This is a genomic window from Alphaproteobacteria bacterium, from assembly GCA_041396705.1.
Lineage (GTDB): Bacteria > Pseudomonadota > Alphaproteobacteria > CALKHQ01 > CALKHQ01 > CALKHQ01.
The window spans coordinates 26,935-53,808 of the sequence record JAWKYB010000015.1 but is presented as its reverse complement, the minus strand read 5'-3'; the positions used below and the strand labels follow the sequence as shown (position 1 = coordinate 53,808).

At 68.7% G+C, this 26,874-nt stretch carries 20 protein-coding genes, 1 tRNA gene and 2 pseudogenes; 13 read left to right on the top strand and 10 right to left on the bottom strand.

Translation table 11 applies throughout. From position 1 onward, the window contains the following. Positions 1–123: 123 nt before the first annotated feature. From R3F55_20070 to R3F55_20060, 3 genes are all read left to right on the top strand, one after another. On the top strand, positions 124–978 hold the full coding sequence (locus tag R3F55_20070) for a squalene/phytoene synthase family protein (protein ID MEZ5669689.1): 855 nt from the start codon (positions 124–126) through the stop codon (positions 976–978). Positions 979–1,081: 103 nt separating this feature from the next. Next, complete coding sequence (locus R3F55_20065; GenBank protein ID MEZ5669688.1) at positions 1,082–2,086, top strand: hypothetical protein; 1,005 nt, start codon at positions 1,082–1,084, stop codon at positions 2,084–2,086. A 65-nt stretch (positions 2,087–2,151) separates the two neighbouring features. Beyond that, a complete protein-coding gene (locus R3F55_20060) occupies positions 2,152–3,087 on the top strand; it encodes a hypothetical protein (protein ID MEZ5669687.1) in 936 nt (311 codons plus the stop codon). 3 nt (positions 3,088–3,090) lie between these two features. Here the strand turns inward: R3F55_20060 and trmFO are convergent. Next, positions 3,091–4,468: pseudogene (trmFO, locus tag R3F55_20055) on the bottom strand (methylenetetrahydrofolate--tRNA-(uracil(54)-C(5))-methyltransferase (FADH(2)-oxidizing) TrmFO). Positions 4,469–4,515: 47 nt separating this feature from the next. Between trmFO and R3F55_20050 the strand changes: the two are divergent. Continuing rightward, positions 4,516–5,139, top strand: a pseudogene (locus R3F55_20050) (acyloxyacyl hydrolase). Positions 5,140–5,182: 43 nt separating this feature from the next. Here the strand turns inward: R3F55_20050 and R3F55_20045 are convergent. Together R3F55_20045 and R3F55_20040 are read right to left on the bottom strand one after the other, a co-directional pair. After that, positions 5,183–6,097 carry an anti-sigma factor gene (locus R3F55_20045; protein MEZ5669686.1) on the bottom strand — a complete coding sequence of 305 codons (915 nt, stop codon included), beginning with the start codon at positions 6,095–6,097 and terminating at the stop codon, positions 5,183–5,185. Further along, positions 6,094–6,738, bottom strand: a complete 645-nt coding sequence (locus tag R3F55_20040; GenBank protein ID MEZ5669685.1) for an RNA polymerase sigma factor — start codon at positions 6,736–6,738, stop codon at positions 6,094–6,096. Before R3F55_20040 ends, R3F55_20045 begins: the two co-directional genes overlap by 4 nt. A 666-nt stretch (positions 6,739–7,404) precedes the next feature. On the opposite strand from R3F55_20040, the gene R3F55_20035 reads away from it, so the two are divergent. The 3 genes from R3F55_20035 to R3F55_20025 all read left to right on the top strand — a co-directional run bounded on the left by R3F55_20035 (position 7,405) and on the right by R3F55_20025 (position 11,073). Next, positions 7,405–8,100 (top strand): hypothetical protein, encoded by a 696-nt coding sequence (locus tag R3F55_20035; protein ID MEZ5669684.1) that lies wholly within the window; start codon positions 7,405–7,407, stop codon positions 8,098–8,100. Positions 8,101–8,753: 653 nt separating this feature from the next. Then, positions 8,754–10,238, top strand: a complete 1,485-nt coding sequence (locus R3F55_20030; GenBank protein MEZ5669683.1) for a beta/gamma crystallin-related protein — start codon at positions 8,754–8,756, stop codon at positions 10,236–10,238. 76 nt (positions 10,239–10,314) lie between these two features. Continuing rightward, positions 10,315–11,073, top strand: a complete 759-nt coding sequence (locus R3F55_20025) for a hypothetical protein (protein MEZ5669682.1) — start codon at positions 10,315–10,317, stop codon at positions 11,071–11,073. A 76-nt stretch (positions 11,074–11,149) separates the two neighbouring features. On the opposite strand, the gene R3F55_20020 is transcribed toward R3F55_20025, so the two are convergent. Then, the gene (locus R3F55_20020; GenBank protein ID MEZ5669681.1) at positions 11,150–12,208 is read right to left on the bottom strand and encodes a class I SAM-dependent methyltransferase; all 1,059 of its coding nucleotides are present in this window, start codon (positions 12,206–12,208) and stop codon (positions 11,150–11,152) included. 194 nt (positions 12,209–12,402) lie between these two features. On the opposite strand from R3F55_20020, the gene R3F55_20015 reads away from it, so the two are divergent. Next, positions 12,403–12,963 carry an intradiol ring-cleavage dioxygenase gene (locus tag R3F55_20015; protein MEZ5669680.1) on the top strand — a complete coding sequence of 187 codons (561 nt, stop codon included), beginning with the start codon at positions 12,403–12,405 and terminating at the stop codon, positions 12,961–12,963. 107 nt (positions 12,964–13,070) lie between these two features. On the opposite strand, the gene R3F55_20010 is transcribed toward R3F55_20015, so the two are convergent. Beyond that, on the bottom strand, positions 13,071–13,679 hold the full coding sequence (locus R3F55_20010; GenBank protein ID MEZ5669679.1) for a hypothetical protein: 609 nt from the start codon (positions 13,677–13,679) through the stop codon (positions 13,071–13,073). A gap of 300 nt (positions 13,680–13,979) precedes the next feature. On the opposite strand from R3F55_20010, the gene R3F55_20005 reads away from it, so the two are divergent. After that, positions 13,980–14,945, top strand: coding sequence for a helix-turn-helix domain-containing protein (locus tag R3F55_20005; GenBank protein ID MEZ5669678.1), 966 nt, complete (start codon positions 13,980–13,982; stop codon positions 14,943–14,945). A gap of 33 nt (positions 14,946–14,978) precedes the next feature. Here the strand turns inward: R3F55_20005 and uvrA are convergent, their stop codons facing one another. After that, the gene (gene uvrA / locus R3F55_20000; GenBank protein ID MEZ5669677.1) at positions 14,979–17,840 is read right to left on the bottom strand and encodes an excinuclease ABC subunit UvrA; all 2,862 of its coding nucleotides are present in this window, start codon (positions 17,838–17,840) and stop codon (positions 14,979–14,981) included. 221 nt (positions 17,841–18,061) lie between these two features. On the opposite strand from uvrA, the gene ssb reads away from it, so the two are divergent. The 4 genes from ssb to R3F55_19980 all read left to right on the top strand — a co-directional run bounded on the left by ssb (position 18,062) and on the right by R3F55_19980 (position 22,201). Continuing rightward, positions 18,062–18,574 (top strand): single-stranded DNA-binding protein, encoded by a 513-nt coding sequence (ssb, locus tag R3F55_19995; protein ID MEZ5669676.1) that lies wholly within the window; start codon positions 18,062–18,064, stop codon positions 18,572–18,574. Between the two features lie 226 nt (positions 18,575–18,800). Further along, positions 18,801–21,518 (top strand): DNA gyrase subunit A, encoded by a 2,718-nt coding sequence (gyrA, locus tag R3F55_19990; GenBank protein ID MEZ5669675.1) that lies wholly within the window; start codon positions 18,801–18,803, stop codon positions 21,516–21,518. After that, the gene (coaD, locus tag R3F55_19985) at positions 21,508–22,077 is read left to right on the top strand and encodes a pantetheine-phosphate adenylyltransferase (protein ID MEZ5669674.1); all 570 of its coding nucleotides are present in this window, start codon (positions 21,508–21,510) and stop codon (positions 22,075–22,077) included. The genes gyrA and coaD overlap by 11 nt, the downstream gene beginning before the upstream one ends. A gap of 48 nt (positions 22,078–22,125) precedes the next feature. Continuing rightward, positions 22,126–22,201 (top strand) — tRNA-Lys (locus R3F55_19980). A gap of 119 nt (positions 22,202–22,320) precedes the next feature. Here the strand turns inward: R3F55_19980 and R3F55_19975 are convergent. The 4 genes from R3F55_19975 to narI are packed head-to-tail and all read right to left on the bottom strand — an operon-like array spanning position 22,321 to position 26,870. Next, positions 22,321–24,666 carry a xanthine dehydrogenase family protein molybdopterin-binding subunit gene (locus R3F55_19975; GenBank protein MEZ5669673.1) on the bottom strand — a complete coding sequence of 782 codons (2,346 nt, stop codon included), beginning with the start codon at positions 24,664–24,666 and terminating at the stop codon, positions 22,321–22,323. Positions 24,667–24,697: 31 nt separating this feature from the next. After that, on the bottom strand, positions 24,698–25,357 hold the full coding sequence (locus tag R3F55_19970; GenBank protein MEZ5669672.1) for a hemerythrin domain-containing protein: 660 nt from the start codon (positions 25,355–25,357) through the stop codon (positions 24,698–24,700). Beyond that, on the bottom strand, positions 25,357–26,151 hold the full coding sequence (locus R3F55_19965) for a peptidylprolyl isomerase (GenBank protein ID MEZ5669671.1): 795 nt from the start codon (positions 26,149–26,151) through the stop codon (positions 25,357–25,359). The genes R3F55_19970 and R3F55_19965 overlap by 1 nt, the downstream gene beginning before the upstream one ends. Positions 26,152–26,156: 5 nt before the next feature. Beyond that, positions 26,157–26,870, bottom strand: coding sequence for a respiratory nitrate reductase subunit gamma (narI, locus tag R3F55_19960; GenBank protein MEZ5669670.1), 714 nt, complete (start codon positions 26,868–26,870; stop codon positions 26,157–26,159). Between the last annotated feature and the right edge of the window lie 4 nt (positions 26,871–26,874).

Sequence of the window (26,874 nt, the reverse complement as noted above, 5' to 3'; positions counted from 1 at the left end):
GGAGATGTGGCGGAGCGCCGGCCACGCCTTCCACATAGAGCGTCGCGCCTGTCCTGTGAACCCCGACGATGGCCGTCGGTTCCGTCCCCTTGCCTTTCGCCGGGGGCGCGCCATGCTGGCCGGATGACCGCACGCGGAAACCGGCCGGGCGACGACACCGACCTGGCCTATTGCCTGGACCTGATCCGTCACGGCGACCGCGACCGCTATCTGGTCGCGCTGTTCGCCCCGGCGGCTGCGCGCGCAGCGCTGACCGCGCTGTTCGCGCTGAACTGCGAATTGGCCAAGACCGTGCACGTGGTCAGCGAGCCGATGCTGGGACAGATCCGGCTGCAATGGTGGCGCGAGAGCGTCGACGGCATCTTTGCAGGCGCGCCGCGCCGCCATGCGGTCATCCAGCCGTTGGCTGCCGCGGTCGCCCGCTTCGGCCTGCCGCGTGCACCGTTCGACGCCATGATCGACGCGCGCGAGCGCGATCTTGACCCCGCACCCTTCGCCGGAGTGGAGGATCTCGCCGGCTACTGTGCGGCGACCGAAGGTCCGCTGCTGACCCTGGGCCGCGCCGCCACCGGACAGGTTCCCGCCGCGATCGGTGCGGATGCGGGCGCTGGCGTCGCCGCGGGCTACGGCATCGCCCGCCTGCTGTGCGAACTGGCGCAGAACCGGCGGGCGGGACCGCTGGCGGTGCCGGCGGACGTGGCGGCGCGGCATGGCCTGCCCGCAACCGCCCTGCGGACCGGCGCGCCTGGCGACGTGCGGCTGGCCGCCGCGGTGGCGGAGTTGGCGCCGGAGGCGGCACGCCGCCTGGCCGGGCCGGCAGGCGGTCGCGTCGACCGGATGCATGCGACCCTGGCGCGGGCGCGGCTGCGGCGCCTCAAAAAAGCCGGATACGACCCCTATGACGCAACCGTCGCCGCCGCGGGACCCGGCGATTCCTGGCGCCTGCTGTTCGCGCTGCTGCGGCCGGGCCGGCGCTGAACGGCGCGCCGGCACGCATACGGCGGCTTCTCTTGCGGCCGCGACGGATGCCGTGCGACGCATAGACATCTCGGCCGGCCGCCGACGCCCTGGCGACGAGGCGGTGGCCGCAGCCATTCGACGCTCGATTTCAGGTGGGAGGATCGCAATGAGACGGATTTTTCTGGCCGGTGCCATGGCGCTCGGCGTTTGCGGCGCGGCGGCGGCGGACGATTACGACGCCGTCCGTTCCGCGCTGGACGCTGGCGACTACGACACCGCCTTCAGCGCGCTCGCAGCGATGGCGGAGGCCGGCGACACCTTCGCGGCGACCGCGCTGGCCAACCTCCTGCTGAGCGAAGCGGCCGGCCCGCCCGAAGCCGGCGTCGCGATCGCCTGGCTTGAACAGGCCGCAGCGGACGGCAGCGTGAACGCCATGCTCGAACTCGGCGCGCTTTACCAGCGTTCGGGCCCGCTGCTGTTTCCGGACCGTGCCGAGATGCCGATGGCTGCCGGATATCCGGAGGCGTTGGACTGGTTCGGACGCGCCGCCGATGCGGGCTCCGCCATCGCACTGGGCAAGATCGGCGGGCTCTATCGGCTCGGCGTCTACTCGCGCGCCTTCGGGCTGGTTACGGCGGACGACGAGCTACGGCTGTCCAGGGAGTTTCTCGAGCGCGCCGCCGCGGCGGGCAACCCGGCGGCCATGAGCATGCTGGCGCAAATGGTGCGGCGCGACGACGGCGCGCGGTTCGCCGCACTGATCCGGGAGGCGGCCGCACTCGGCGATCCGCTGGCCGTCGGCATGCTGGCTGCCAAGCCCGAATTTGGCGAGATTACCGACCCGATCGACGCCTTGACCTGGAAATTCGCCGCGCGCACCGCCTGGGCCTATGCCCCCAACCCGCGATCGCCGCTGCTGATCATCGCAGGTGCGGATACCGGCCAGGACTTCGTCGCACTCCTCGACGAAGCCATCGCGGCCGCCGATCCGGCAGATGCCGCCGTTGCCGAGGCGAGGGCGGCGGAGATCACCGCCGGCTGGGTCAGCTATATGCCGGGGCAGGTGGGTGCCGCGGCAGACGACAGCGACAGCGGGTCGGGCGGCGGCCTGTTCGGCCGCAATTGAACGCATGGGCCGCGCGTGCGCCACGGCGCACGTCGCGGCCGAAACCGGAGGGGCGGCAACGGACCATGACGCACAGGATCATTGCGGCGGCGGTCGGGCTTTGCCTTGCGGCGGGTTCGGCCTTGGCCGACGGTTACGACAGCGTGCGCGTGGCGCTCGACGCGGGCGACTACGACACCGCTTTCGCCACGCTCGCGGAGATGGGCAATGCCGGCGATACGCTGGCGATGACCATGCTGGCCAACCTGCAGATGGGCTACACGGTAGCCAATCCCAACTACGGGGTTGCGTTCGCTTGGCTGCAGCAGGCGGCGACGGCGGGCAGCATCCACGCCATGATCCAGCTCGGCACGATCTACCAGTTCCAGCCCATGGCGATCGACCGCACGGCGGCGAACACCGGTGCGCGCTATCCGGAGGCGATCAGCTGGTACCAGCGCGCAATCGACGCCGGCTCCGTCGTGGCGGTGAGCCGGCTGGGTCTGCTCCACCGTTTCGGCCTGCTGCCGACGGTCGACGAATCGGTGACTGTCCAGGACGAACTGGCTCGAGCCATCGTGCTGCTGGGCGAAGCCGCGGCGGCCGGGCGGCCGGAGGCGATGGCGCCGATGGCGATGATGGTGCGGCGCGACGATCCGGCCCGAGCGGCGTCGCTGATGCAGCAGGCCGCGGCCCTCGGCGAGCCGACGGCTCTCGGCCTCATCGCCATCAAGCCGGGCGATTTCGGCGTCGAGGATCCGGTGGAGATCTTGGCCTGGGTGCTGGCCGCCGAGGCGCGTTGGGAGCTGGACCGCGACCCGCGGTCCGGCATCTGGACGGCGATGGGTGTGGAGACCGAAACCGACTTCCGCGCCTGGGTCGCGGCCGAGCGCGCGAATGCGGCGTCCGGCCTGCTGGCTGCGGCCGAGCTGAGGGCGGCGGAGATCCGGGCCGGCTGGACCAGCCTGCTGCCGGGCCATTCCGGCGCCCCGCGCGAGGGCGGCCTGTTCGGCCGCAACTGAGCGCTATTCCGCCGCGGCGCTGCGCGCGCCGAGCCAGAGGTCGAGATCGGCGAGCGCGCGGGCGGCCATTGCGTGCTTGCGCTCGCGCCCGCGCAGCCGGTGCTTCTTCGGCCCGTTGTCGCCGGCGAAGCCGGGGAACAGGCCGAAGTTCACGTTCATCGGCTGGAAGGTGGCGGCGTCGGCGCCGCCGGTGATGTGCCCGAGCAGCGCGCCGAGCGCCGTGGTCGGCGGCGGCGGGTTGGGCGCTTCTCCCCGCACCTCGGCGGCCGCGAAACGGCCGCAGAGCAGGCCGATGGCGGCGCTCTCCACATAGCCCTCGACCCCGGTGATCTGGCCGGCGAAGCGGATGCGCGGTTCCGCCTTCAGCCGGCAGATGCCATCGAGCAGGGCCGGGGCGTTGATGAAGGTGTTGCGGTGGATGCCGCCCAGCCGCGCGAATTCGGCCTGCTCCAGGCCCGGGATCATCCGGAAGATCCGTGCCTGCTCGCCGTATTTCAGCTTGGTCTGGAAGCCGACCAGGTTGAACAGCGTGGCGAGCGCATTGTCCTGGCGCAGCTGGACGACCGCATGCGGGCGCCGGCCGGTGTGCGGGTCGGTCAGGCCGACCGGCTTCATCGGCCCGAAGCGCAGAGTCTCGCGCCCGCGCTCGGCCATCACCTCGATCGGCAGGCAGCCCTCGAAATAGGGCGTGTCGCGCTCCCAGTCCTTGAATTCGGTCTTCTCGGCGGCGAGCAGGGCATCGATGAACGCGTCGTAGCCGGCGGCGTCGAAGGCGCAGTTGATGTAGTCGGCCCCGTCGCCTTCCGGCCCGACCTTGTCGTAGCGCGACTGCTTCCACGCCTTCGCCATGTCGATGCTGTCGGCATGCACGATCGGCGCGATCGCGTCGAAGAAGCCAGCGCCTCGCTGCCGGTAGCGCGCGGATCGCCTCGGCCAGGCCGGGCGCCGTCAGCGGCCCGGTGGCGACGATGACCCGGCTCCAGGCGTCGGGCGGCCAGCCGTCGACCGCCTCGCGCACCACCGCGATGCGCGGATGGCCGGCGATGAGCCCGGTCACCGCCTCGGCGAAGCGCTCGCGGTCGACCGCCAGCGCGCCGCCGGCCGGCACCTTGGCCGCGTCGGCGCAGGCGATCACCAGCGAGCCGCAGCGCCGCATCTCCGCATGCAGCAGGCCGACGGCATTGTTCTCTGCATCGTCGGAGCGGAACGAGTTCGAGCAGACCAGCTCGGCCAGCCTGTCGGTCTGGTGCGCCTCGGTGGTGCGCAGCGGGCGCATCTCGTGCAGCACCACGCGGGTGCCGGCCTCCGCCGCCTGCCAGGCCGCCTCGCTGCCGGCCAACCCGCCGCCGACGATGTGCAGGATGTCGCTGTCGCTGGTCATGGGCGCTCAGATAGCCGCCGGGCACGGTTGCGGCAAGCGAAGGCTCCATGCCGGGTATGCGAATGCGGCCGCAGCGGCTAGTTCGATCGCGCCGCGTGCTCGCGGCACAGGCTGAGAGGACGTCCCCCATGGTCCGGACCGGTTCTGTCGTTGCCGTCTTGTCTGCGCTGGCGATTCCCGCTGCCGCGGACGCCCAGGATGCCGGGTTCGTCAGCGGCGTGCACATCGGCGTGCTGGCGCACGACTACGGCCCTCTGACCACGCACGACGAGGACGCCGTCGACGCCAATATCGAGGTCCGATTTGCCAGCCCCGCCTTCCTGGACGCCATCCTGGCGCCGGAGCCGCATCTCGGCGCCACCTTCAACTTCGACAGCGATGCCACCGATCAGGTCTATGCCGGGCTGACCTGGTCGTTCGACCTGACCGACGAAATCTTCTTCGAGATTGGCGGCGGCGGTGCCATCCACAATGGCAAGACCGACGCCGGGCCGCGCGACCGCACGTTGCTGGGCTGTCGGGTGCTGTTCCGCGGTGCCGCCGACCTGGGCTGGAACATCGACGTGCACAACAATGTGGCGCTGCACTGAGACCACATCTCCAACGCGTTTCTCTGCGACCCCAACGAGGGCCTGGAAACCGTCGGCGTCCGCTACGGCTATCGGTTCTGAGCGTCAGGGGCGGCCAACCTCGGCCGCGCGCACGGCGGTGCCGTCAGATCTGTGCCCGCGCGCTTTCGGCGATCTCCAGCAATTCGCCTGTCGATGACGGTCCGACCACCACGAACGCATAGCCGGCGTCGCGCCAGCTGACCAACCCCAGTTCGTCGCGCGTGGTTTCGCTGAATCCCGCGTCCGCGCCGTCGGTCGCCAGGAAGCAAAGGCCGAAGATCGCATCGTCCTGGGCATACATCAGCTGCGCAACCGGCTTGCCGTCGATGATCAACATGCGGGCGCCGCGGAAATCCAGGCCCTGTCCGGCCAGATCCGGGATCGCAAACGGCCGGTCCAGCCGCTCGCCCAGCCAGGCGGTTATGTGCTCGCTTTCGGCTGCAGGCACCTCGACCAGATGTCGCGACTCGGCGCTGTAGGCACGATGGTACTGCGCGACCTGCGTCAGCCAGCCGTGGCGGACGAGGTCGGTTTCGGCTTCCTGGACGACGCCGGTCTCGATGCCGTAGCGATAGGCCAGCGGAATGCCGACCGCGGCGATCAGCGCGCCGGCGGCGGCAGCCATCACCCAGGTGCGCGTGCGTTCGAGCGTCCGCGGCGGGCGTCGAAGCGGCGTGACGCTGGCCCCGCCCGGCGGCCCGGACGGCAAGCCGCCGTCCGGTCCCCCACCCGCCGTCGCCCGCGGGCGGGACGGCGCAACCGGGACGGGGCCGGCCGCGCGCGCCAACGCCAGCGGCACCGGCGCGCGCATGACGCCGGCGAACGCGTGCGGCAACTGGCGGTCCAGCGCGCGCATCTGCTCGGCCAGCCGCGCCGCTGCGGGGTCGCTTTTCACCATGGCGTCGACCCGTTCGGCCGTCGCGTCGTCCAGGACGCCGTCCAGCCAGGCGGCCAGGTAGTCGCCGAGCGAATCCTGCGACAGCGGCGGCAGACCTTCATAGGCGATCACGGCGCTCATTGACGGGCCTCTGCCTGCGCGCCTTCGGCCGCCGCCGTGGCCAGCGCGCCGCGGGCGCGGGACAGCCGGCTCATGACGGTGCCGATCGGCACGCCGAGCAGCGTCGCGGCCTCCTTGTAGGAATGGCCCTCGACCGACACGAGCATGAGGGCAAGCCGCTGCTCCTCGGGCAGCGCGAGGATCAGCCGGTCGAGCAGGCTCAGCTCCGCCCGCGCTTCGGCCTCGCTGTGGGCCCGCTCGTCGACGAGCTGGTCCGCATCCACGTTGCCGCCGCCGCCGCGCACGGCGTCGGCTCGCAGCCGGTTCTTCCAGATCGAATGCATTATCGCGAACATCCAGCTGTCCAGTCGCGTGCCCGGCGTGAACTGGTCGACCCGGTTGAGCGCGCGCTCGCAGGCGTCCTGGACCAGGTCGTCGGCGCGATCGAGCGAACCGGACAGGCTGGTGCCGAAGCGACGCAGGCGCGGCAACAGCGAAACCAGTGTTCGTGAAATCTCGGCGGCATCCTCTCCGCTCGTGCTGTGGACCATGATCTGCCTGTCTCGCGTGATTTCGACGGCGGGCGCATGACAGGCCTGTCGCTCGGACAACACCTGAGGAACCGAGCTTATTCCTGAGGCGCTGCGAGAAAAAATCAACATGAAAAATGCACGTCCGAAGGAATAAGAGTGCGGACTGGGATGTTGTTCCAATGTGCGCGGAAAAGTCAGGATGATGATCGTGGGTGTGTTGGGGGGAAGGGTAACCGACATCCACGCGCAGAGCAAAGATCAATGCAAGAACTGGTGAAGGTTCGAGAATTACAGATCTTGCATTGCCTTTGCTTAGCCAGGTAGGCCCTCGCACCGCCTGAAGTTACCTGATCCAGGAACCGGAGAACCCAATGCTCCCTTCAACCGGCGCTCATATGCAAAGATACTACGTATGCGAGAGTGCGCGGAGTTTTATCGCGCCTCTGGCGGGCACGCGTTATCGCGTGACCACGAATTCGCATCCGATCAGAGGCGCCATCTACACCCTGCACGCCATCGAGCAAAACCCGGCGGGCGACGTGGCCCGAGACGGCCGGGGCGTCAGCCGCAGCGGCGGCGCTCAGGCGACGGGTTCGGTTCTGCCGGACATGTCCGATCGCGATCGGTAGCCCAACGAACAGCCGATCCCCCGGGCTTGCGCGGCCAGGGCAGTTGCCTGGCGCGGCTGCCAACGGCTGGAACCCGGGTAGGGGTTCACGGCATGCCGCCGAACGCCGCGAGGCCGAACAGACTCACCCCAGTATCTTTTTCGAAGAAGAGGCGACAATGTCATACATGCACGCTGCCAGCGCAGGATTCGCTGAGGCCAGGGCCATCTACACAACGGGACGCAAGTCGGACAACAAGCTACATGTCAACCCTGGGTCGTTCTATGCTGCCGGTGACCTCTTGCAGGACGAACCGCTGCTGAAACCGCTGGCGCATGGCGAGACCGTTCCGGCCTATGAGCACCGGCGCCGATCCGCAATGCGCAGATTGAACGCATATAGGCAAACCAATCCCGTCAACCCTCAGACGTTTCTGCAGTTTGGAAAAGGGATGCTTGCCGCGCCCCCGACTGCGGCGAATTGCGGCGAGCTCGCCTTGATGGCGGCAGCGAGCGCGTGGCATCGACTGGGCGAGCAAACCCCCGCGCCGGTGGCGCTTGTCATGCTGGACGACCCGGCCGATCACATGTTCTGCGTGGTCGGTGATCACGAGGCTTGCGGGGACCTGATGTTCGTCAATGCCGTTCGGGATCTGGCGACAAATGCGCCGGCTGCTGACATGTGGGTCGCCGATCCTTGGCTGAACGTGATGTGCCGACTGCGGGACTATCCGGCGCGTGCAGCCGCGAAGTTCGCCAAATGGCAACAGGCCAACAAGCGGATCGCCTGGGAAACCGGTCCGCTCGGGCCTGGCTGGTATTCACCGCTGGGAGACTATTCCGATGGGTTCCGAGATGCGACGATGATCCCGATATTGGGCTGAGGAAGCGCCCGCGGACCGCATCGGTTCGGCCAGGGTTCGTTCGCAGCGAACTTCCCGATCGCGTGGAAGTTCGCTGCGGACGTTTCCCGTCGGATTTCACGACGGCCGCGTTTCCCGATTTTGGCTGCCTCTCGCCGGGACTGATGGCCGTTTGAAGGTCGCTTTGCCGAAACCGCGTCGCCGTTGCTGGCCGGGATAGCGGGGCCGCCATTGCCTGCACGACCGCGCCGATCGCTGTGACGCGGCTCACTTTGCGGGATGGCTGCGCCTTATTGTTGCCGCGTTATTGCGGTCAGGTCATTATTGACGGGGACAACGGATGGCAGAGGAGGCAGCAATGCCTTTCGGCCGCCATGTCGGCACCGTCATGCCCGGATTCCCGGGCAGTCATTCGCGCGTTGATCGCACCTCGATACCTGTCGCCGTCTCGGCGGAGGGATCGCCCGTGCGCCGGCGTCTTGTCGCCGGCATGATCGGATCAGCCAATACTCAATTCGCGGCAGCCCGCTCGACCGCCACCCAAGGCGGTGCGGCTGCCCAATCCATTCGGGCCCTGTCCTTTGCGGCGCCCGGATCGCCCGTGCGTGGCCACCGCGAGGCCGGTGGGGCCTCGGCCGCGCGCGACCTACCCTCCCAATAAAGAGGAAACCGCCATGAACCCCGCAAGTCTCAGGCGAGGCGCCGTCGCCGCTGCGCTTTTCGCAGGCGCAACGCTTTGTACGTCGATCGCTGCGCAGGCAGCAGAGGCCATCCTGTTCGACGGCAACAACTGCACCGGCCAGTACCGCATGCTCGACCGTTCGGTCGGCAACTTCGACCAGATCGGCTTCGACAACCGGGTCAATTCGCTGATGGTCATCACCGGGGCGTTCCGCTTCTACCGCGACGCCAACTATGGCGAGGGCAACGGCCCGTCGTTCCAGCTCGGGCCGAGCGGATACACCGAGACCTGCTGGTCGCTGGCCGACGCCGCGCAGGGCAACTTCCCGAACGACCGGATGTCGTCGGCGCAGCTGCTGCAGGACAGCCAGGGTCCGCAGCCGCAGGGCGTAGCGATTGTCTACGACTTCGCCAATTTCGGCGGCCAGTACCGGATTCTCACGCGCAACGTGGCGGACTTCAACGCGATCGGCTTCGACAACGACGTCGAATCGATCCGTGTCGTCTCCGGAACCTGGACCTTCTACCGCGACGCCAACTACGGCCAGGGCAACGGCCAGGCGATCACGCTCGGGCCCGGCGACTATGCCAACGTCAACAACGTGCCCGGCTACCAGCCGGGGACCTTCCCGGGCGACAGGATGTCGGCCGCGCAGGTGCAGGCCGGCAACGCGCCGCCGCCTCCGCCGCAGCAGTGCGCGCCGGGGCAGATTGCCGCCAACAACCAGTGTCTCAACTGCTGGGACTATTTCGGCAATCCGCCCAACTCGTCGCAGTTGAACGCCGCCGGCGACCAGTGCGAGTGTGCGCCGGGGTTCGAATGGTCGAGCTTCGGTGCCGCCAACATCGGCGGTGTGATCTTCCGCAATTGCCTGCCGGCGCAGCAGACGCCGCCTCCGCCGAACTGCCCGGGGCCGTACCAGGTGCTGAACCCTGGCACCAACCAGTGCGTGTTCAACTGCCACCAGTCGACGCAGCCGAACCCGCAGACCGGCCAGTGCGACTGCCTGCCGGGCACGCAGGAGGCGGGCTTCCTGAACGACGGGCGGCGCTATTGCTTGGGTACCGCCCAGCCGCAGCTGCCGCAGGTGATCCGTTACACCGCGCCCGGCAACCAGCTGATCCCGACGGCACAGGGCGCCGGCTTCACCTTCACCACCCAGGTCGACCAGGGCGGGGCGGTGTGCCAGGTCAACGGCAACACGATCATCTTCCAGATGACCAACCTGCCTGACAACAAGGCGCGCACCTGCATCGTCACCATGTTCGGCGGCCGCCAGCTCGCCTATGGCTGGCAGTACGAGGACTACAACATGTCCCAGGTCTACGGGCAGGCGACGCCGATCGGCTCGACGACGGCGTTCCCGTTCCAGATCCGGCTGATCATCCCGCCGTTCGGCGACAAGGTGATCGCCCAGATCGTCTCGGTCGACCTGCTTGGCCCCGCCGGCCAGAGCTGGCAGGCGGCACTGCAATAGAACCAGGAAGGTTCTAGGGAACGCCCCGGCCAGGCAGGCCGGGGCGTACTCGCATTCAGCCAATGGCAAGGCGGGGATGCGAGGCTGGCTCGCCTGCGTGCCGGATCGCGACCACAGGAGGTGTCGAATGCGCATCCAGTTTATTTTCTCGCTCGTACTGCTCTGCATTCCGCCGGCAGCGGCCGAAGGCCAGCAGCTGCAGTTGCCCGAACATCTGCGCGACAGCATCAACACGCACTTCGGCGATGCCCTGTGCCTTGGCCCCTACCGGGTCAGCGCCCGAAATCCGGCCGGCGAGGGCACGGTCTGCTACTGGAACTGCCACGACACCACCATGCCGGACGAAGCCAGCAATCGGTGCGTGTGCACGCCGCCGCTGGTTCCGGCAGGGACCCTGGCCGACGGCCGGCTCTATTGCGAGCATCCAGGCGACGCGCTGTCAGACCGGCCGGAGCTGTACGTGGCATCCGGCCCGGACTTCTTCAGTCTCGCCACGACGCGCGGGTTCGGGCGGCAGGCTTTGCCGGCGCCCGGCTACCAGCCGTGCACGGTGAACGATCGCGGGATCGCCTTCACTCCCGAACCGTTCAACCGCGACAGCCGATGCGTGGTCACGCTGCTGTCGGGTCGCGGTCTGGCAGCGGGCTGGGCGCTGGACGCGTTGCGGATCACGGCGGTCGGCGGCCGCGTCGAGTGGTTCACCAACCCGGGCCGGCTGCCGGCCATCCTGGTCGTCTATGGCGACCATCCCGATGGCGACGTCCAGATCGTCTTCGACGAGGTCAGGCTCCTCGGGCCGCAGGGCGGTCACTGGTCCGACGCTCTGGCGCGATAGCCGCGCTTGCGACCTGTACGGCACCGCGCTGCATGGCGGCAACGAGGCGCCGTACCGGTCCGTCAGTGCGGGATGGTCAGGCCCGCGCCTCGAGCACAAGATTGAACGGAGTCTCGGTGGCGCGGCGCACCCGGGCGAAGCCACCCGCGCCGATCACCTCGCGCAGCCGGGCCTCGCCGGCCTGGGCGCCGAGCCCGGTCCCGGTCTCCTGCGCCAGCGACGTCGGCAGGCAGATCATGGTCGAGGCCGCATAGTACAGCCGGCCGACCGGGTTCAGGTTTTCTTCCAGCGTATCGCCGGCCTTGGGCTCGACGATCATCCAGCTGCCGCCCGGCGCCAGCGACCTGCGCACGTGCGCGGCCGCGCCCTCGGGGTCGCCCATGTCGTGCAGGCAGTCGAAGAAGGTGACCAGGTCGTAGTCGGTGCCGGGATAGTCCTTGGCCAGCGCTACCTCGAAGCGCACGTTGTCCAGGCCGTGCGCCCGGGCGTGCTTGCGGGCCTCGGCGATGGATTCCGCGTGGAAGTCGTAGCCGACGAAGGTGGAGTTCGGGAACGCCTCCGCCATGATCAGGGTCGAATGGCCGTGGCCGCAGCCGACGTCGGCGACGACCGCGCATTCCTCCAGCTTCGGCACCACCCCTTCCAGTGCCGGCAGCCACGCCTGCACCAGGTTGTGCTGGTAGCCGGGGCGGAAGAACTTGGCGACCGCGCAGAACATGCAGCCGGACTGCGCGCCCCACGGCACGCCGCCGCCGTGGCGGAACGCGTCCTCGACATGCGGCTGGTTCTGCAGGGTCGACAGCACGGTGTCGAACGCGCCGAGCAGATAGACCGGGCTGTTCTCGTTGGCGAACACCATCGCCTGCTCCGGCGGCAGCGTGAAGCGCCGGGTGTCGGGATCGTAAGTGACATAGCCGGATGCGGCATGGTGCGACAGCCACTCGCGCACATAGCGCTCCGCCAGGTTGGTTCGGTCGGCCAGCTCCTGGCTGGTCGCCGGCCCGTTGTCGTTGAGCGCCCGGTAAAGGCCCAGCCGTTCGCCCATGCGCACGAGCGCGACGCTGTATGCGCCGCCCAGGTCGCCCAGGACCTGGCCAATGAACTCGTTCAGCTTCGCTTCGTTGACAGTCGGCATTTCAAATCCCCCAAAATCTGGAATGTCGCGCTTTCGCGTCGCGCAGGCCCCCTCCGACTGTGGGGCGCACAGATAGGCAAATGTCCGTGAGGCGCCTGTGATCGTCAGCACAGAGGGCCTATGCTGGATGTGACGGCGCGCAGCGACGGCGAGGCGGCGCCGCGCTGCCGTCCGGATCCGGAGGAGGGAAGGCCATGCCGTTGGCGCTGTCACGACGGCGGCTGCTGATCGCGGGCGGCAGCGCGGTCGGCGTCGGATTGCTGGTGCGCGCAGCCCATGCGCAGGCGTGCGCCCCAGGCGGGACCCCGCCGCAGACCGAAGGTCCTTACTACACGCCCGGCACACCGTTGCGGTCAGATTTCACCGGCGACGGCCCGGGTGTCCCGCTGCTGCTGGAAGGCTTCGTCACCGACGCGGCGTGCCTTCCGCTCGGCGATGCCGTGGTCGACATCTGGCACGCGAATGCCGACGGCATCTACGACAACGACGGCTACCGCTTCCGCGGGTATCAGCGCACCGACGCTGCCGGGCGATACTGGCTGCGGACGATCGTGCCCGGGCTCTATGGCCGCCGCACCCGGCATATCCACGTCAAGGCACAGGCGGCCGGCACCGCGGTGCTGACCACCCAGCTCTATTTCCCGGACGAACCCGCCAATGCGTCGGACCGCCTGTTCGATCCGGCCCTGGCGATGGCCATCGGCGGCGGCGCGGACGGTCTGACCGGGCGTTTCGACTTCGTGCTGTCGGCCTGAGTCCCGGCGCGAACCGGCAGGCCGACCGCTCTTCTCCAACGAGACCTCTCCGACGACCGCCGCCGTTGGCATGCCGTCGAAGAGCACCGGTCCGGCGAGGGAGCCGCCTAGAGTTTGACCGCCTTCCTGGCCAGTCGGCTCAATGTGGCGTGCTCCTGGCAGTAAAAACTCCACTTGCCGTATTCATCCCGCGATCCGGCAACGGAGAACTCCCTGGCTGGATTCTTGAAGTTGAAGACGGGGGCCTTGAACTTGGGATCGACGACCTGGCCCTCTTGCTCCGAGGGCTTGTAGCCGCCGTGCGTGCCCAGGTTCGTTGCCAGGCAGCAGCCGCCTTTGGATTGACTGCCGTAGGAGAACGCCTTGTGCGTCGAGGTGTCGGTGATGCAGATCGCCGGTCCGTCAAACTGCGGGAGCGAAAAGGATACGTCTTTCCCTTCGATGCCGGGAACGTAATAGGCATCGAAGGCGTACTTGGCCTTCTCGCACAGGTCATGCCCCGACTTGTCGAAGTGTATGACGAGCGGAATGCCGTCGATGTCGTCGACCTTGAATTTGCCGACGCTGCTTCGCACCTCCTGGATGTAAGCGGTCTGGCTTCCCGACGATTTCGTTTCGCCGTTACCCAGGTCGCAAATCAAGTACACGCTCTCGAAGAAATCCTCCGGCTCGTGCCGAAGCATGTCGACTGCGTCCTTCAGCATAATATCGGGCATGATCTGAATCCTTCCCTTGGACAATCGGCAACCAGTCGCCGCGCCACGTGCGCCGCGCCAAGCCTTGTGTCGGTCGCGTCGCACCCATGGCGAATGTGTTGCTGTTCGCGCCGACTGCGCTCGGCAGGCGAACGATCCGCCAACACATCCCGCCCATTATGTGCTATATACATGCGCGGCTCGTACTTGCTCCGTGCCGAATTTCGTGCTCCGGGCGTTTCCGTGCCGGCGGGCCGCCGCGCCGCGCTTGCCGGACGCCCGCTCGGTTCGGTGCAACCCGAGGAACGCGGAGGAGGGGAGGTGCGCTACACATTCGACGAATGGCGCCACGTCGCGCGGGTGTTCTACGAACTTGCGCCTCTCGCGGAGACCAACCGGATCGCGGCAGAGGCACACATCCGGCGGCACCAGCGCCTGATCCTCACCGAGGTGCGATTCATCCCGCAGCGTTTCGCCCATGTCCCGTCGCGCATCAGGGGCGTCGACCACAACTATCTGCTCTACGAGCGCTACATGGCCGGGACCTCGCGCGGCCTGGCCGCGGACATGTCGACCCGGATCGACCAGGGCTCGGTCCATGTGATCGACATGTCGCGTGTCTATAGGACGGTGACCAGCGAAGTGGCGACGGCCGGCGTCTGCATCCCGCACGATCTGATCGGCTACGATCCGTCAGTGGACCCGCCCTATCGGACCCTCTGCCTGGACACGCCGCAGGGCAGAATGCTCGACCTCGCCCACGAGGCCCTGCGCACGGCCGTCGCCGACGGTCGTGCCGACGCGGAGGAACTGGCGGCGGCGTTCCTCGCCCTCGTCGGCACGCTCATGCTGAAAACGGCGGGCAGGCGCGCAGTCGATCGCGGCGCCCATCGCAGCAGCGCCATGCTGCGCGCGTTCATCGCGCACAACCTGGCGGACCCGGAACTGACGCCCGAGCGCATCTGCGGCCAGATGGGCGTTTCGCGATCCGTCCTGTACCGAGAGTTCCGTCCGGACGGCGGCGTGGCGCGGTATATCGCCGATCAGCGGCTCGACCAGTGCTTCGCGGACCTGGCCGCCGCTGCCCATGCGCGCGGGGCGGTGCGGAGCGTCGCCGAGCGGTGGGGCTTCTTCCATCCCGGCAACTTCAACCGCGCGTTTCGCGACCGCTTCGGCATCTCGCCGTCGGATTGCCTGGACGGCGCTACCGGCGAGGACGCGCCCGACGGCAGCGTGCGCTACCATCCGGTCCACGACTGGCTGCGTGCCGACGGCTCGTCGCGCTGACCGGAGGCGCCGCCAGATGCCTTTGGCGCCCGCTCAGGCGCTGCGGCGCTTGTCGGCCAGCCGCGGCCGCAGCATTGGCGCGAGGAACTGGCCGGTGTAGCTCTCCGGCACCGCGGCCACGTCCTCCGGCGTGCCGGAAGCGACGATGCGGCCGCCCTTGTCGCCGCCCTCCGGCCCGATGTCGATAATCCAGTCCGCGGTCTTGATCACCTCGAGATTGTGCTCGATCACCAGCACGGTGTTGCCGGTGTCGACCAGGGCGTGCAGCACCTCCAGCAGCTTGCGCACATCCTCGAAGTGCAGCCCCGTGGTCGGCTCGTCGAGGATGTAAAAGGTGCGGCCGGTGGCGCGGCGCGACAGCTCCTTCGACAGCTTGACGCGCTGCGCCTCGCCGCCGGACAGGGTCGTCGCCGACTGGCCGATCTTGATGTAGCCGAGGCCGACCCGCTGCAGCGTCGTCATCTTCTCGCGGATCGACGGCACCGCCTTGAAGAAGTCCGCGCCCTCGTCGACCGTCATGTCGAGCACGTCGGCGATCGACTTCTCGCGGTAGGTCACCTCCAGCGTCTCGCGGTTGTAGCGCTTGCCCTTGCAGACGTCGCACTGCACGTAGACGTCGGGCAGGAAGTGCATCTCGATCTTGATCACGCCGTCGCCCTGGCAGGCCTCGCAGCGCCCGCCCTTGACGTTGAACGAGAACCGTCCCGGCTTGTAGCCGCGCGCCTTGGCCTCCGGCAGGCCGGCGAACCAGTCGCGGATCGGGCCGAAGGCGCCGGTATAGGTCGCCGGGTTCGACCGCGGGGTGCGGCCGATCGGTGACTGGTCGATGTCGATCACCTTGTCCAGGTGCTCCAGGCCCTTGATCGCGTCGTGCGGGCCCGGCGTCTCGCGCGCGCCGTTCAGCTTGCGCGCCATCGCCTTGTACAGCGTCTCGATGATCAGCGAGGACTTGCCGCCGCCGGAAACCCCGGTGACGCAGGTGAAGGTGCCGAGCGGGATCTCGGCGTCGACCTTGCGCAGGTTGTTGGCGCTGGCGCCGACCACGCTGACCATGCGGTTGCGGCGGATGCGGCGGCGCTCCGGCGGCAGCGGGATCTGCTCCAGCCCGGTCAGGTACTTGCCGGTCAGGCTGTCCGGGTGCTGCATCACCGCCTCGGGCACGCCCGCCGCGACGACCTCGCCGCCGTGCACGCCGGCGCCGGGGCCCATGTCGACCAGATAGTCGGCGCTGCGCATCGCCTCCTCGTCGTGCTCGACGACGATGACGGTGTTGCCGAGGTCGCGCAGCCGCACCAGCGTGGCCAGCAGCCGCTCGTTGTCGCGCTGGTGCAGGCCGATCGACGGCTCGTCGAGCACGTAGAGCACGCCGGAAAGGCCGGAGCCGATCTGGCTGGCCAGCCGGATGCGCTGGCTCTCGCCGCCCGACAGCGTGCCGGAGGTGCGCGACAGCGTCAGATATTCCAGCCCGACGTCGACCAGGAAGCCCAGCCGCTCGTTGATCTCGCGCAGGATGCGATAGGCAATGGTCTTGTCCTTGTCGCTCAGCCGGTCGTTCAGCGCGGCGAACCAGTCGCGTGCGCCGACGATCGACATGTCGGCGACCTCGCTGATCGTCAGCCTGTCGACCTTCACCGCCAGGGCCTCCGGCTTCAGCCGCCGGCCGCCGCAGGCCTCGCACGGGCTCAGCATCTGGAACTTGGCCAGTTCCTCGCGCACCCACTGGCTGTCGGTCTCGCGCCAGCGCCGCTCCATGTTCGGGATCACGCCCTCGAACGCCTTGCTGGTCTTGTAGCTGCGCAGGCCGTCGTCATAGGCGAAGGTGATGGTCTCCTCTCCGGTGCCGTAGAGGATGGCCTGCTGCACCTTCCAGGGCAGCTCGTCGAAGGGGACCGAGACGCTGGCCTTGTAGTGCTTCGCGATGGAATCGAGGGTCTGCATGTAATAGGGCGAGGTCGAACCCTGCCACGGCGCGATCGCGCCCTGGCGCAGGCTCTTCGTCCCGTCGGGCACGACCAGCGCCGGGTCGATCACGGTCTTGGTGCCCAGCCCGTCGCAGGCCGGGCAGGCACCGAACGGGTTGTTGAACGAGAACAGCCGCGGCTCGATCTCCTCGATGGTGAAGCCGGACACCGGGCAGGCGAACTTGGCCGAGAAGATGGTGCGCTCGCCCGTCTGCGCGTCCTCGACGATGGCCAGCTGCTCGGCCAGATCGAGGCAGGCCTCCAGGCTGTCGGCCAGCCGCGTCTCCAGGCCCTCGCGCACAACCACCCGGTCGACCACGATCTCGATGTCGTGCTTGCGCTTCTTGTCCAGCGCCGGCGCCTCGGCGATGTCGTGGATCGCGCCGTCGATCTTTACCCGCTGGTAGCCGCGCTTCTGCAGCTCGGCCAGCTCCTTGCGGTACTCGCCCTTGCGGCCGCGTATGATCGGCGCCAGCACCAGCAGGCGGGTGCCTTCCGGCATCGCCATCGCCCGGTCGACCATCTGGCTGACCGTCTGGCTCTCGATCGGCAGGCCGGTGGCGGGCGAATAGGGCACGCCGATGCGCGCCCACAGCAGGCGCATGTAGTCGTAGACCTCGGTCACCGTGCCGACGGTGGAGCGCGGGTTGCGCGAGGTGGTCTTCTGCTCGATCGAGATCGCCGGCGACAGCCCGTCGATGGAATCGACGTCGGGCTTCTGCATCAGCTCGAGGAATTGGCGCGCATAGGCCGACAGCGATTCGACATAGCGGCGCTGCCCTTCGGCATAGATCGTGTCGAACGCCAGCGACGACTTGCCCGAGCCGGACAGGCCGGTGATCACAACCAAACGGTTGCGCGGCAGCTCTACATTGATATTCTTCAGGTTGTGTTCGCGGGCGCCGCGCACCGCGATCACGTCGGCGGCGCGCACGGGCTCAGGATGTCCTTCCGGCATGGCGACGATGTAGCACGCGACAGGGCGGTGGCAAAGCGAGGGTTGGCGGCGCACTGGGGCTGCTGACAGGGTTTGGCAGCAGACGTTCGGACCGCCGTGCGCGCCGTTCGCACCGCCGGCGGCGACCGGCCGGCGGGTTTGCCTGCCCGACCGTGATGCCCTACCGTGCGGCGATAACAGAATCGGGGGCAGAAGGCATGGCGGGCAGCGTCAACAAGGTGATCCTGATCGGCAATCTGGGGCGCGATCCGGAGATCCGCAGCCTGCAGAACGGCGGCAAGGTCTGCAACCTCAGCGTCGCCACATCGGAACGCTGGCGCGACCGCAATTCCGGCGAGATGCAGGAGCGGACCGAGTGGCACCGCGTGGTGATCTTCAACGAGCGCCTGGTCGAAGTCGCCGAGAAGTTCCTGCGCAAGGGTGCGAAGGTCTACGTCGAAGGCGCGCTGCAGACCCGCAAGTGGCAGGACCAGTCCGGCCAGGACCGCTATTCCACCGAGGTGGTGCTGCAGCGCTTCCGCGGTGAGCTGACGATGCTCGACGGCCGCGGCGAGGGCGGCGGTGGCGGTGGCGGTGGCGACTACGGCGGCGCCGGCGACGGCGGCTATGGCGGCGACTACGGCGGCGGCTATGGCGGCGGCCAGTCGTCCGGCGGCGGCCGAGGCGGCGGTGGCGGGCCCGGCGACCTCGACGACGACATCCCGTTCTGAAGCGCGCCGCCCGGCCCGCTCCCTGCGCTGCACAAGCCGTGTGCATCACCGTTGTTCGCACGTGCGGGGACTGCTAGTGTGCGTCGCAGCAATGCAAGGATTTGACGGCTATTCGGCAGGGATCGCGCGTGCCACGGCGCGGCGCCGCCGGCCCTCCGGTCCGCTGCCCGCGGCGTCCCGCGCCGGCCTGGCGGGTGTGTCCGACCACGACCATTAGAGCGATCTCTTGAGCGACCCAGAGACCCCGAATCGCGACGGCGAAACCGTCTCCATCGTCCACGAGATGGAGCAGTCCTATCTCGACTATGCGATGAGCGTGATCGTCAGCCGCGCGCTGCCGGACGCGCGCGACGGGCTGAAGCCCGTGCATCGCCGCATCCTCTACACGATGAACAGCAACGGGCTGGTCTACAACCGCCCCTACCGCAAGTCGGCGACCACCGTCGGCGACGTGATGGGCAAGCTGCACCCGCACGGCGACCAGGCGATCTACGACGCCCTGGTCCGCATGGCGCAGCCCTTCTCGATGCGGCTGATGCTGATCGACGGCCAGGGCAATTTCGGCTCGATGGACGGCGATCCGCCGGCGGCAATGCGCTACACCGAGGCGCGGCTGGCGCGCATCGCGGGCGAGCTGGTCGCGGACATCGACGAGGACACCGTCGATTTCCAGCCCAACTACGACGAATCCGCGACCGAGCCGACGGTGCTGCCGGCGCGCTTCCCCAACCTGCTGGTCAACGGCGCCGGCGGCATCGCCGTCGGCATGGCCACCAACATCCCGCCGCACAATCTGGGCGAGGTGATCGAAGCCTGTCTCGCCTATATCGACAACCCCGAGATCCCGATCGAGCGGCTGATGGAACTGGTGCCGGGGCCGGACTTCCCGACCGGCGGCCTGATCATGGGCCGGTCCGGCATCCGCTCGGCCTATCTCACCGGTCGCGGCTCGATCGTCATGCGCGGGCGCACGCGCTTCGAGAGCCGGCCCAACGACCGCTGGGCGATCGTGGTCGACGAGGTGCCGTTCCAGGTCAACAAGGCGCGGATGGTCGAGCGCATCGCCGAGGCACACAAGGAGCAGGTGGTCGAGGGCATTTCCGAGCTGCGCGACGAATCCGACCGCCATGGCGTGCGGGTGGTGATCGAGCTGAAGCGCGACGCCGAGCGCGACGTGGTGCTGAACCAGCTGTTCCGCCATACCCCGCTGCAGTCGAGCTTCGCGGTCAACATGCTGGCGCTGGACGGCGGCCGGCCCGAGGTGATGGACCTGAAGCGGCTGATCGCGGCCTTCGTCGCCTTCCGCGAGGAGGTGGTCACCCGGCGCACCCGCTACCGGCTGGCGCGCGCCCGCGAACGCGCGCACGTGTTGATCGGCCTGGCCGTCGCGGTCGCCAACATCGATCCCGTCATCCAGCTGATCCGCCATGCGGCCAACCCCGAGGCGGCGCGCAACGGCCTGGTCGAGACGCCGTGGCCGGTCGGCGAGGTCGGCCCGCTGATCGAACTGGTCGGCGAGCCGGGACGGACGGTGGCGGAGGACGGGACCTACCGGCTGTCCGAGACCCAGGCCCGCGCCATCCTGGCCCTGCAGCTGCAGCGGCTGACCGGGCTGGAGCGCGAGAAGATCGCCGGCGAACTTGACGAGGTGGTCGAGACCATCGGCGGCCTGCTCGCCATCCTCGGCTCGCGCGAGAAGCTGCTCGACGTGATCCGCGGCGAGCTGAATGCGGTGCGCGAGCAGTTCGCCGATGCGCGCCGCACCGAGATCCAGGAAGGCGAGTTCGAGCACGACGACGAGGACCTGATCCAGCGCGAGGACATGGTGGTGACCGTGACCCACGCCGGCTATGTCAAGCGGGTGCCGCTGGCCACTTATCGGCCGCAGCGCCGCGGCGGCAAGGGCCGCTCCGGCATGGCGACGCGCGAGGAGGACTTCGTCACCCAGGTGATCGTCGCCAACACCCACACGCCGCTCCTGGTGTTCACCACCGACGGCATGGTCTACATGACCAAGGTCTATCGCCTGCCGGTGGCCGCGCCGGCCGCCCGCGGCCGGCCGCTGGTCAACCTGCTCGCCATCAACGAGGGCGAGACGGCGTCGACCATCCTGCCGCTGCCCGACGACGCCGACGAGGCCGACGACCGCACCATGGTGTTCGTCACCGCCTCAGGCCAGGTGCGCCGCAACAAGCTGTCCGACTTCACCCGGATCATGGCCAACGGCAAGATCGCGATGAAGCTGGACGAGGGCGACCGGCTGGTCGGCGTCCGCATCTGCACCGAGGCCGACGACATCCTGCTGTCGACGCGCACCGGCAAGTGCATCCGCTTCGCGGCGCCCGATGTGCGCATCTTCTCCGGCCGCACCTCGACCGGAGTGCGCGGCATCCGGCTGCAGGGCAAGGACGAGGTGATCGCCATGTCCGTCCTGCGTCATGTCGATGCCAGCATCGACGAGCGTGACGCCTATCTGCGGCTGGCTGGCCTGATCCGGCGCGGCGATGCCGAGGAACCGGCGTCGGCCGGCGAGAAGGCGCTGTCGCCGGAGCGCTATGCCGAGCTCAGCGCGCAGGAGGAATTCATCCTGTCGGTGACCGAGAACGGCTACGGCAAGCGCAGCTCGGCCTACGATTATCGTGTGATCGGTCGGGGCGGCCAGGGCATCGGCGACATCGAGACCAGCGGGCGCAACGGCAAGGTGGTGGCCGTGTTCCCGGTCGGCGAGGCCGACCAGGTGATGCTGGTCACCGACGGCGGGCAGCTGATTCGCACCTCGGTGGACCAGATCGGCATCCTGCGCCGGAACACCCAGGGCGTGCGCCTGTTCAATGTCGAGCAGGGCGAGCGCGTGGTCTCGGTGACCCACATCGCCGACGAAAGCTTCGGCGAGGGCGGCAACGGTGACGACGAGGCGGAAGGGGGCGAGGGCGATGACGGCTGAGCCGCGGATCGGGGTCTATCCGGGGACCTTCGACCCGATCACCACCGGCCATTTCGACCTGATCGAGCGGTCGCTGCGGGTGGTCGACCGGCTGGTGGTCGGCGTGGCGCAGAACCGCGACAAGGGCCCGATGTTCGGGCTGGACGAGCGCGTCGACATGGTCCGCGCCGAGGTGGCGACCCTGCCGGCCGACGAGGCGGCGCGGATCGAGGTGCGCGCCTTCGACAACCTGCTGATGGATTTCGTCACCCAGTGCGGCGGTTCGGTCATCATCCGCGGGCTGCGCGCCGTCTCCGACTTCGAGTACGAGTTCCAGATGGCGTCGATGAACCAGAAGCTGAACGGCGAGGTCGAGACCGTCTTCCTGACCGCGTCGGAGACGCACCAGTTCATCGCCTCGCGCTTCGTCAAGGAGATCGGCCGGCTCGGCGGCGACGTCTCGCACTTCGTCTCGCCGCGCGTCGCCCGGCGCCTGAACAACGCCTTCGGCAAGGACAGCGGCGCCGACGAAGACGCCGAAGCGGGCGCTGCCGGCCGCATCGCCATCCGTTCGGCTTGACGCGGCCCGGCACCTTCCCTAGTAGCTTCCTCGCCTTCCGATCCCCGGGAGCCCGTAGCTCAGTCGGTAGAGCAGCAGACTTTTAATCTGACGGTCGCCGGTTCGAATCCGGCCGGGCTCACCAATAAAATCAATGGGTTAGTCTCCGACCGGCCCATTTTTTTTGTTCCGAATTGCTGCCAACAAATCCCGCAGATTTCCGCCCACTCCCATTCAGTGCCATCAGGTCGATGCACCAAAAATTCACCGACAAAGCCCCGCCGCCGGGCGCATCCTGGCCGACTGTAGCGCCTGCCAAACCGACAGCGGGGTTGCCGGCATCTCGATGCGGTCGACGCCCCGGTCGGCGACGGCGTCGAACACGGCGTTGATCACCGCCGGCGGCGCGCCGATGGTCCCGGCCTCGCCGCAGCCCTTGATGCCGAGCGGATTGGTGGTGCACGGGATCTCGTTCCAGCGGAACTTGATCATCGGCGAATAGTCGGCCCGCGGCATGCCGTAGTCCATGAACGAGCCGGTCACCAGCTGGCCGTCGGCGTCGTAGACGGTGCCCTCGTACAGCGCCTGGCCGACGCCCTGGCCGACGCCGCCATGCACCTGGCCGGTCAGCAGCTTCGGATTGATGACCTTGCCGAAGTCGTCGACGATGGTATAGCGCACGATCTCGACCTGGCCGCTGTCCGGGTCGACCTCGACCTCGACGATATGGCATCCGTTGGGGAAGGTCGCCGCCTCCGGCGCGAAGTCGGCATAGGCGCTGAGCAGGCTGTCCGGCCCGCTGTGCCGTTCCCGCCAGGCCTTCGACACCGCGAAGATGTCGGTCGACCTGTCGGTGCCGGCGATGGCGTAGCGGCCCTCGTGGAACTCGATGTCGGCCGGCGCCGCCTCCAGCAGGTCGGCCGCGATCGCCTTGCCCTTCTCGATGATCTCGTCCGCCGCGATCTGGGCCGCCGCGCCGCCGACCGGCACCGAGCGCGAGCCGCCGGTGAAGCTGCCGGTCTTCATCCACGCGGTATCGCCCTGCCTGATGTTCACCTTCTCGTAGGGTACGCCCAGGCGCTCGGCGATGATCTGCGAGTAGGCGGTCTCATGGCCCTGGCCGTTCGACTGGGTGGTGATGATCGCGGTGACGCTGTCGTCCGCCTCGAAGCGCAGCAGCGCCGGCACGTTGGGCGCACCGCCGCAGACCTCGATGTAGTAGGCCAGCCCGCGGCCGCGCAGCTTGCCGCGCCGGGCGGAGTCGGCCCTGCGCGCGTCGTAGCCGTCCCAGTCGGAATCGGCGACGGCGTCGTCGAGGTTCCGTTGGAAATCGCCGCTGTCGTAGGTCAGGCCCAGCACCGAGGAATAGGGCATCTGCGCCGCCTTCACCAAATTGCGACGCCTGATCTCGATCGGGCCGAGCCCGGTCTCGCGGCCGACCTTGTCCATCAGCCGCTCGATCATGTAGGCCGCCTCCGGCCGGCCGGCGCCGCGATAGGCGTCGGTCGAGACCGTGTGGGTGAATACGCCGGTGACCTCGACATAGGCCGCCGGAATGTCGTAGGCGCCGATGTGCATGCCCTTGCCGGCGACGGTCGGGATGTAGGGCCCGAAATTGCCGAGATAGCCGCCCATGTTGGCCAGCGTCTCCGCCTTCAGCCCGATCACCTTGCAGTCCTTGTCCAGTGCCGCCGAAACGGTGGTGATGTGGTCGCGCGAATGGCAGTCCGACAGGAAGGATTCGGAGCGGTCGTTGACCCACTTCACCGGCCGGCCGACCCGCTTTGCCGCCCACAGCACGGCCACCGTTTCCGGATAGAGAAACGCCTTCATGCCGAAGCCGCCGCCGACATCGGGGCACAACACGCGCACCTTGTCGGGCTCGACGTCGCGCAGCAGGCACGCCATCAGCATGTCCTTGTTCAGATGGGCGCCCTGCGAGGTGTTGTAGAGGGTCCAGGTGCCGTCGGCGGCGTCGTACTGGCCGATCGAGCCGCGCGGCTCCATCGAGTTGGCGACCAGCCGGTTGTTGACAAGCTCGAGCGTGACCACACGGTCGGCGCGGCCGAACGCGGCCTCGGTCGCGCCGCGGTCGCCGTCGACCCAGACGAAGGCGACGTTGTCCGGCGCATCGTCCGGCCACAAGGCGGGTGCGCCAGGCTTCATCGCATCGTGCATATCGGTCACCGCCGGCTGCGGCTCCCAGTCGACCTCCACCAGCTCGGCCGCGTCGCGCGCCTGTGCCGCGGTTTCGGCCACCACCATGGCGACGGCGACGCCGGCGTTGCGTGTCTGACGCCCCTCCAGCACCGGGCGCGGTGGCATCTTCTGGGTGGTGCCCTCCTTGACCGCAATCTCGGCCATGCAGGGGATCGGCGGCACGCCGTCGGCTTCCGCGTCTGCTGCCGTCAGCACCGCGATCACGCCCGCCGCCGCCGCGGCGGCACTGGTGTCGATGCCGCCGATCCGCGCATTTGCGTGCGGCGAGCGCACGAACACCGCATGCGCCTGGTTCGGCAGGTTGATGTCGTCGATATAGCGGCCAGCTCCGGTCAGGAGGCGCTGGTCCTCCTTGCGCACCACGGATTGCCCGACGCCGAATTGTACCATCTCGTCCCTCCCGATCCTGGCTGGGACCGATTCAATAGCGGTCCGGCGCGCGCCGCAAGGACGGAGTGAACGATGCGGCCGCTTCGGTGCCGGCAGGCGGCGGGGCGGCGGGCGCGTCGCGGCCGCGTGGCGGTGTCCAGCCGCGTCGGGACGCCATGCGGCGGGCGAGGTTGGCCCGGTCGGCGGCCGACAGCCGGGCACGGGCCAGCGGCAGCACGATGCTGTTTTCCACCATCAGGTGACGTCTCTGGCGCCGGGCGAACGCGACGAGGGGCTCGCGCAGCGCCGGCTCGATGGTGTCGCTGTCTTGCCCGAGCAGCCGAACGATGGCGTCGCACACGCCTTGCGCCGTGCGTTCGTCGTCGCCGTGCTCGCGGCTCAACGCGGCAAGCACCCGCTCGATTTCGTCCTCCGGCGCACAGCTGCGGCGCAGCAGCGGAAACAGGTCCTGTTCCTCGTCGATGACGTGGATGGCCATGTCGCCGCTGAGGAACGCGACGATGTCCAGCCCCAGCGCGCGGTCCAGGACCGGTGTCGCTGCGAAACGCTCGATCTGGCCACACAGGGCGCGTTGGCGGTAGTGGTCGCCGAGGATGAAATCCAGCGGATCGGCCAGATCGGCCGGGCGCATCGGCGCGATGCCGCCAATGTCCGGCATCGAGGCAGCAGCACGCCGATCGAGCGCGGCCATCATTGCACCAGGGGCGAGCTCGCGCTGTCGATCGCAATGCCGTCGATTCTGGCCCGACCGGCAAGCACGCGGACGTACTGCGCAACCGCCCGGCGCCAGCTTGCCTCCTGCAGCCGTTCGGCGATCCGGCGGTGCACGGCCTCGAACGGCAGGTCCCTGCCGGGCAGCTTGCGGTCAAGCCGCAGCACATGGACGCCGTACCGGCTCTTCACCGGCACCGGGCACAGCTGGCCCTCGGACAGCGCGGCGAGGAAGGTCTCGACCTCCGGCACCGTGTCGCCGCGCGCGACCTGGCCGAGGCGGCCGCCGTCGCGCCCCGACGGACAGGCCGACTCCGCCTGGGCCAAGGCCGCGAAGGCGCCTGGATCGGCCGACAGCCGTGCCAGTGCCGCGCGCGCCCTCAACTCTGCCGCGGCATAGGCCGCCCGGTCGTCGGGCTGTGCCGCGTACAGGATGTGCGCGGCCTCGTACAGGTCGGGGCTGCGGAAGCGGGATCGGTTGTTGTCGTAGTAGCGCCGGCAGGTCGCCTCGTCCGCTTCCGGCACGCTGATCTCGTCCTCGATCAAGCTGCGGATGGCGGTTTCGTCGTCGGCCTCGCGCCGCCGCGGATCGCCGGTGCGCGGCTGCGGCGCCAGACCGCGGCGCATCGCCTCCTGGTGCAGCAGCTCGCGCACCACCAGCGCCTCGCGCGCCTCGGCCAGCGCCGCTGCGGCGTCGGCGGCCGGGTGGTTCTGTGCCTCGGCCAGGATGGCGGCCTCGGGAATGGCAACGCCGTTCACAGACACGCTGTCCATCGCCGTCACTCCGCCGCCGGCAGCCGCCGGACCTGACGCCGCGCCCGCACCACCTGGTAGCCCGGCCGCCAGATGTAGCGCAGCGGCACGCTGAGCATGTGGACCAGGCGGGTGAACGGGAACAGCAGGAAGATGGTCAGGCCGAGGAACAGGTGCAGCTTGAACACCGGGCTGACGTCGGCGATGTAGCCGGCCGCATCCAGGTCGAAGGTGTAGATGCCGCGCGCCCAGGACATGAACTTCACCATCTCCGCGCCGTCCAGGTGCCCGAGCGAGAACGGGATCGTCAACAGGCCCAGCACCAGCTGGACCCACAGGATCAGGATGATCGCGCTGTCGGCGAAGCCGGAGGTGCGCCGGATCCGGCTGTCGAACAGGCGCCGGTGCGCCAGCATGGTCGCGCCGACCAATGCGAGCACGCCGGCCACGCCGCCGACGGCGATCGCGGCCACCTGCTTGAGGCCGTGGCCGATGCCGAGCCAGTCGAACACCTCGATCGGGGTCAACAGGCCGATCAGATGGCCGAAGAACACGACCAGCACGCCGACGTGGAACAGCACAGAGCCGATGACGAGCTGGCGTCGCCGCAGCAGTTGGCTGGAGCCGGACCGCCACGTGTAGGGCTCGCGGTCGTAGCGGATGATCGAGCCGATCGCGAGCACGGCCAGCGCCACATAGGGATAGATGCCGAAGATCAGCGTTTGAAAGAACTCACCCATCGTT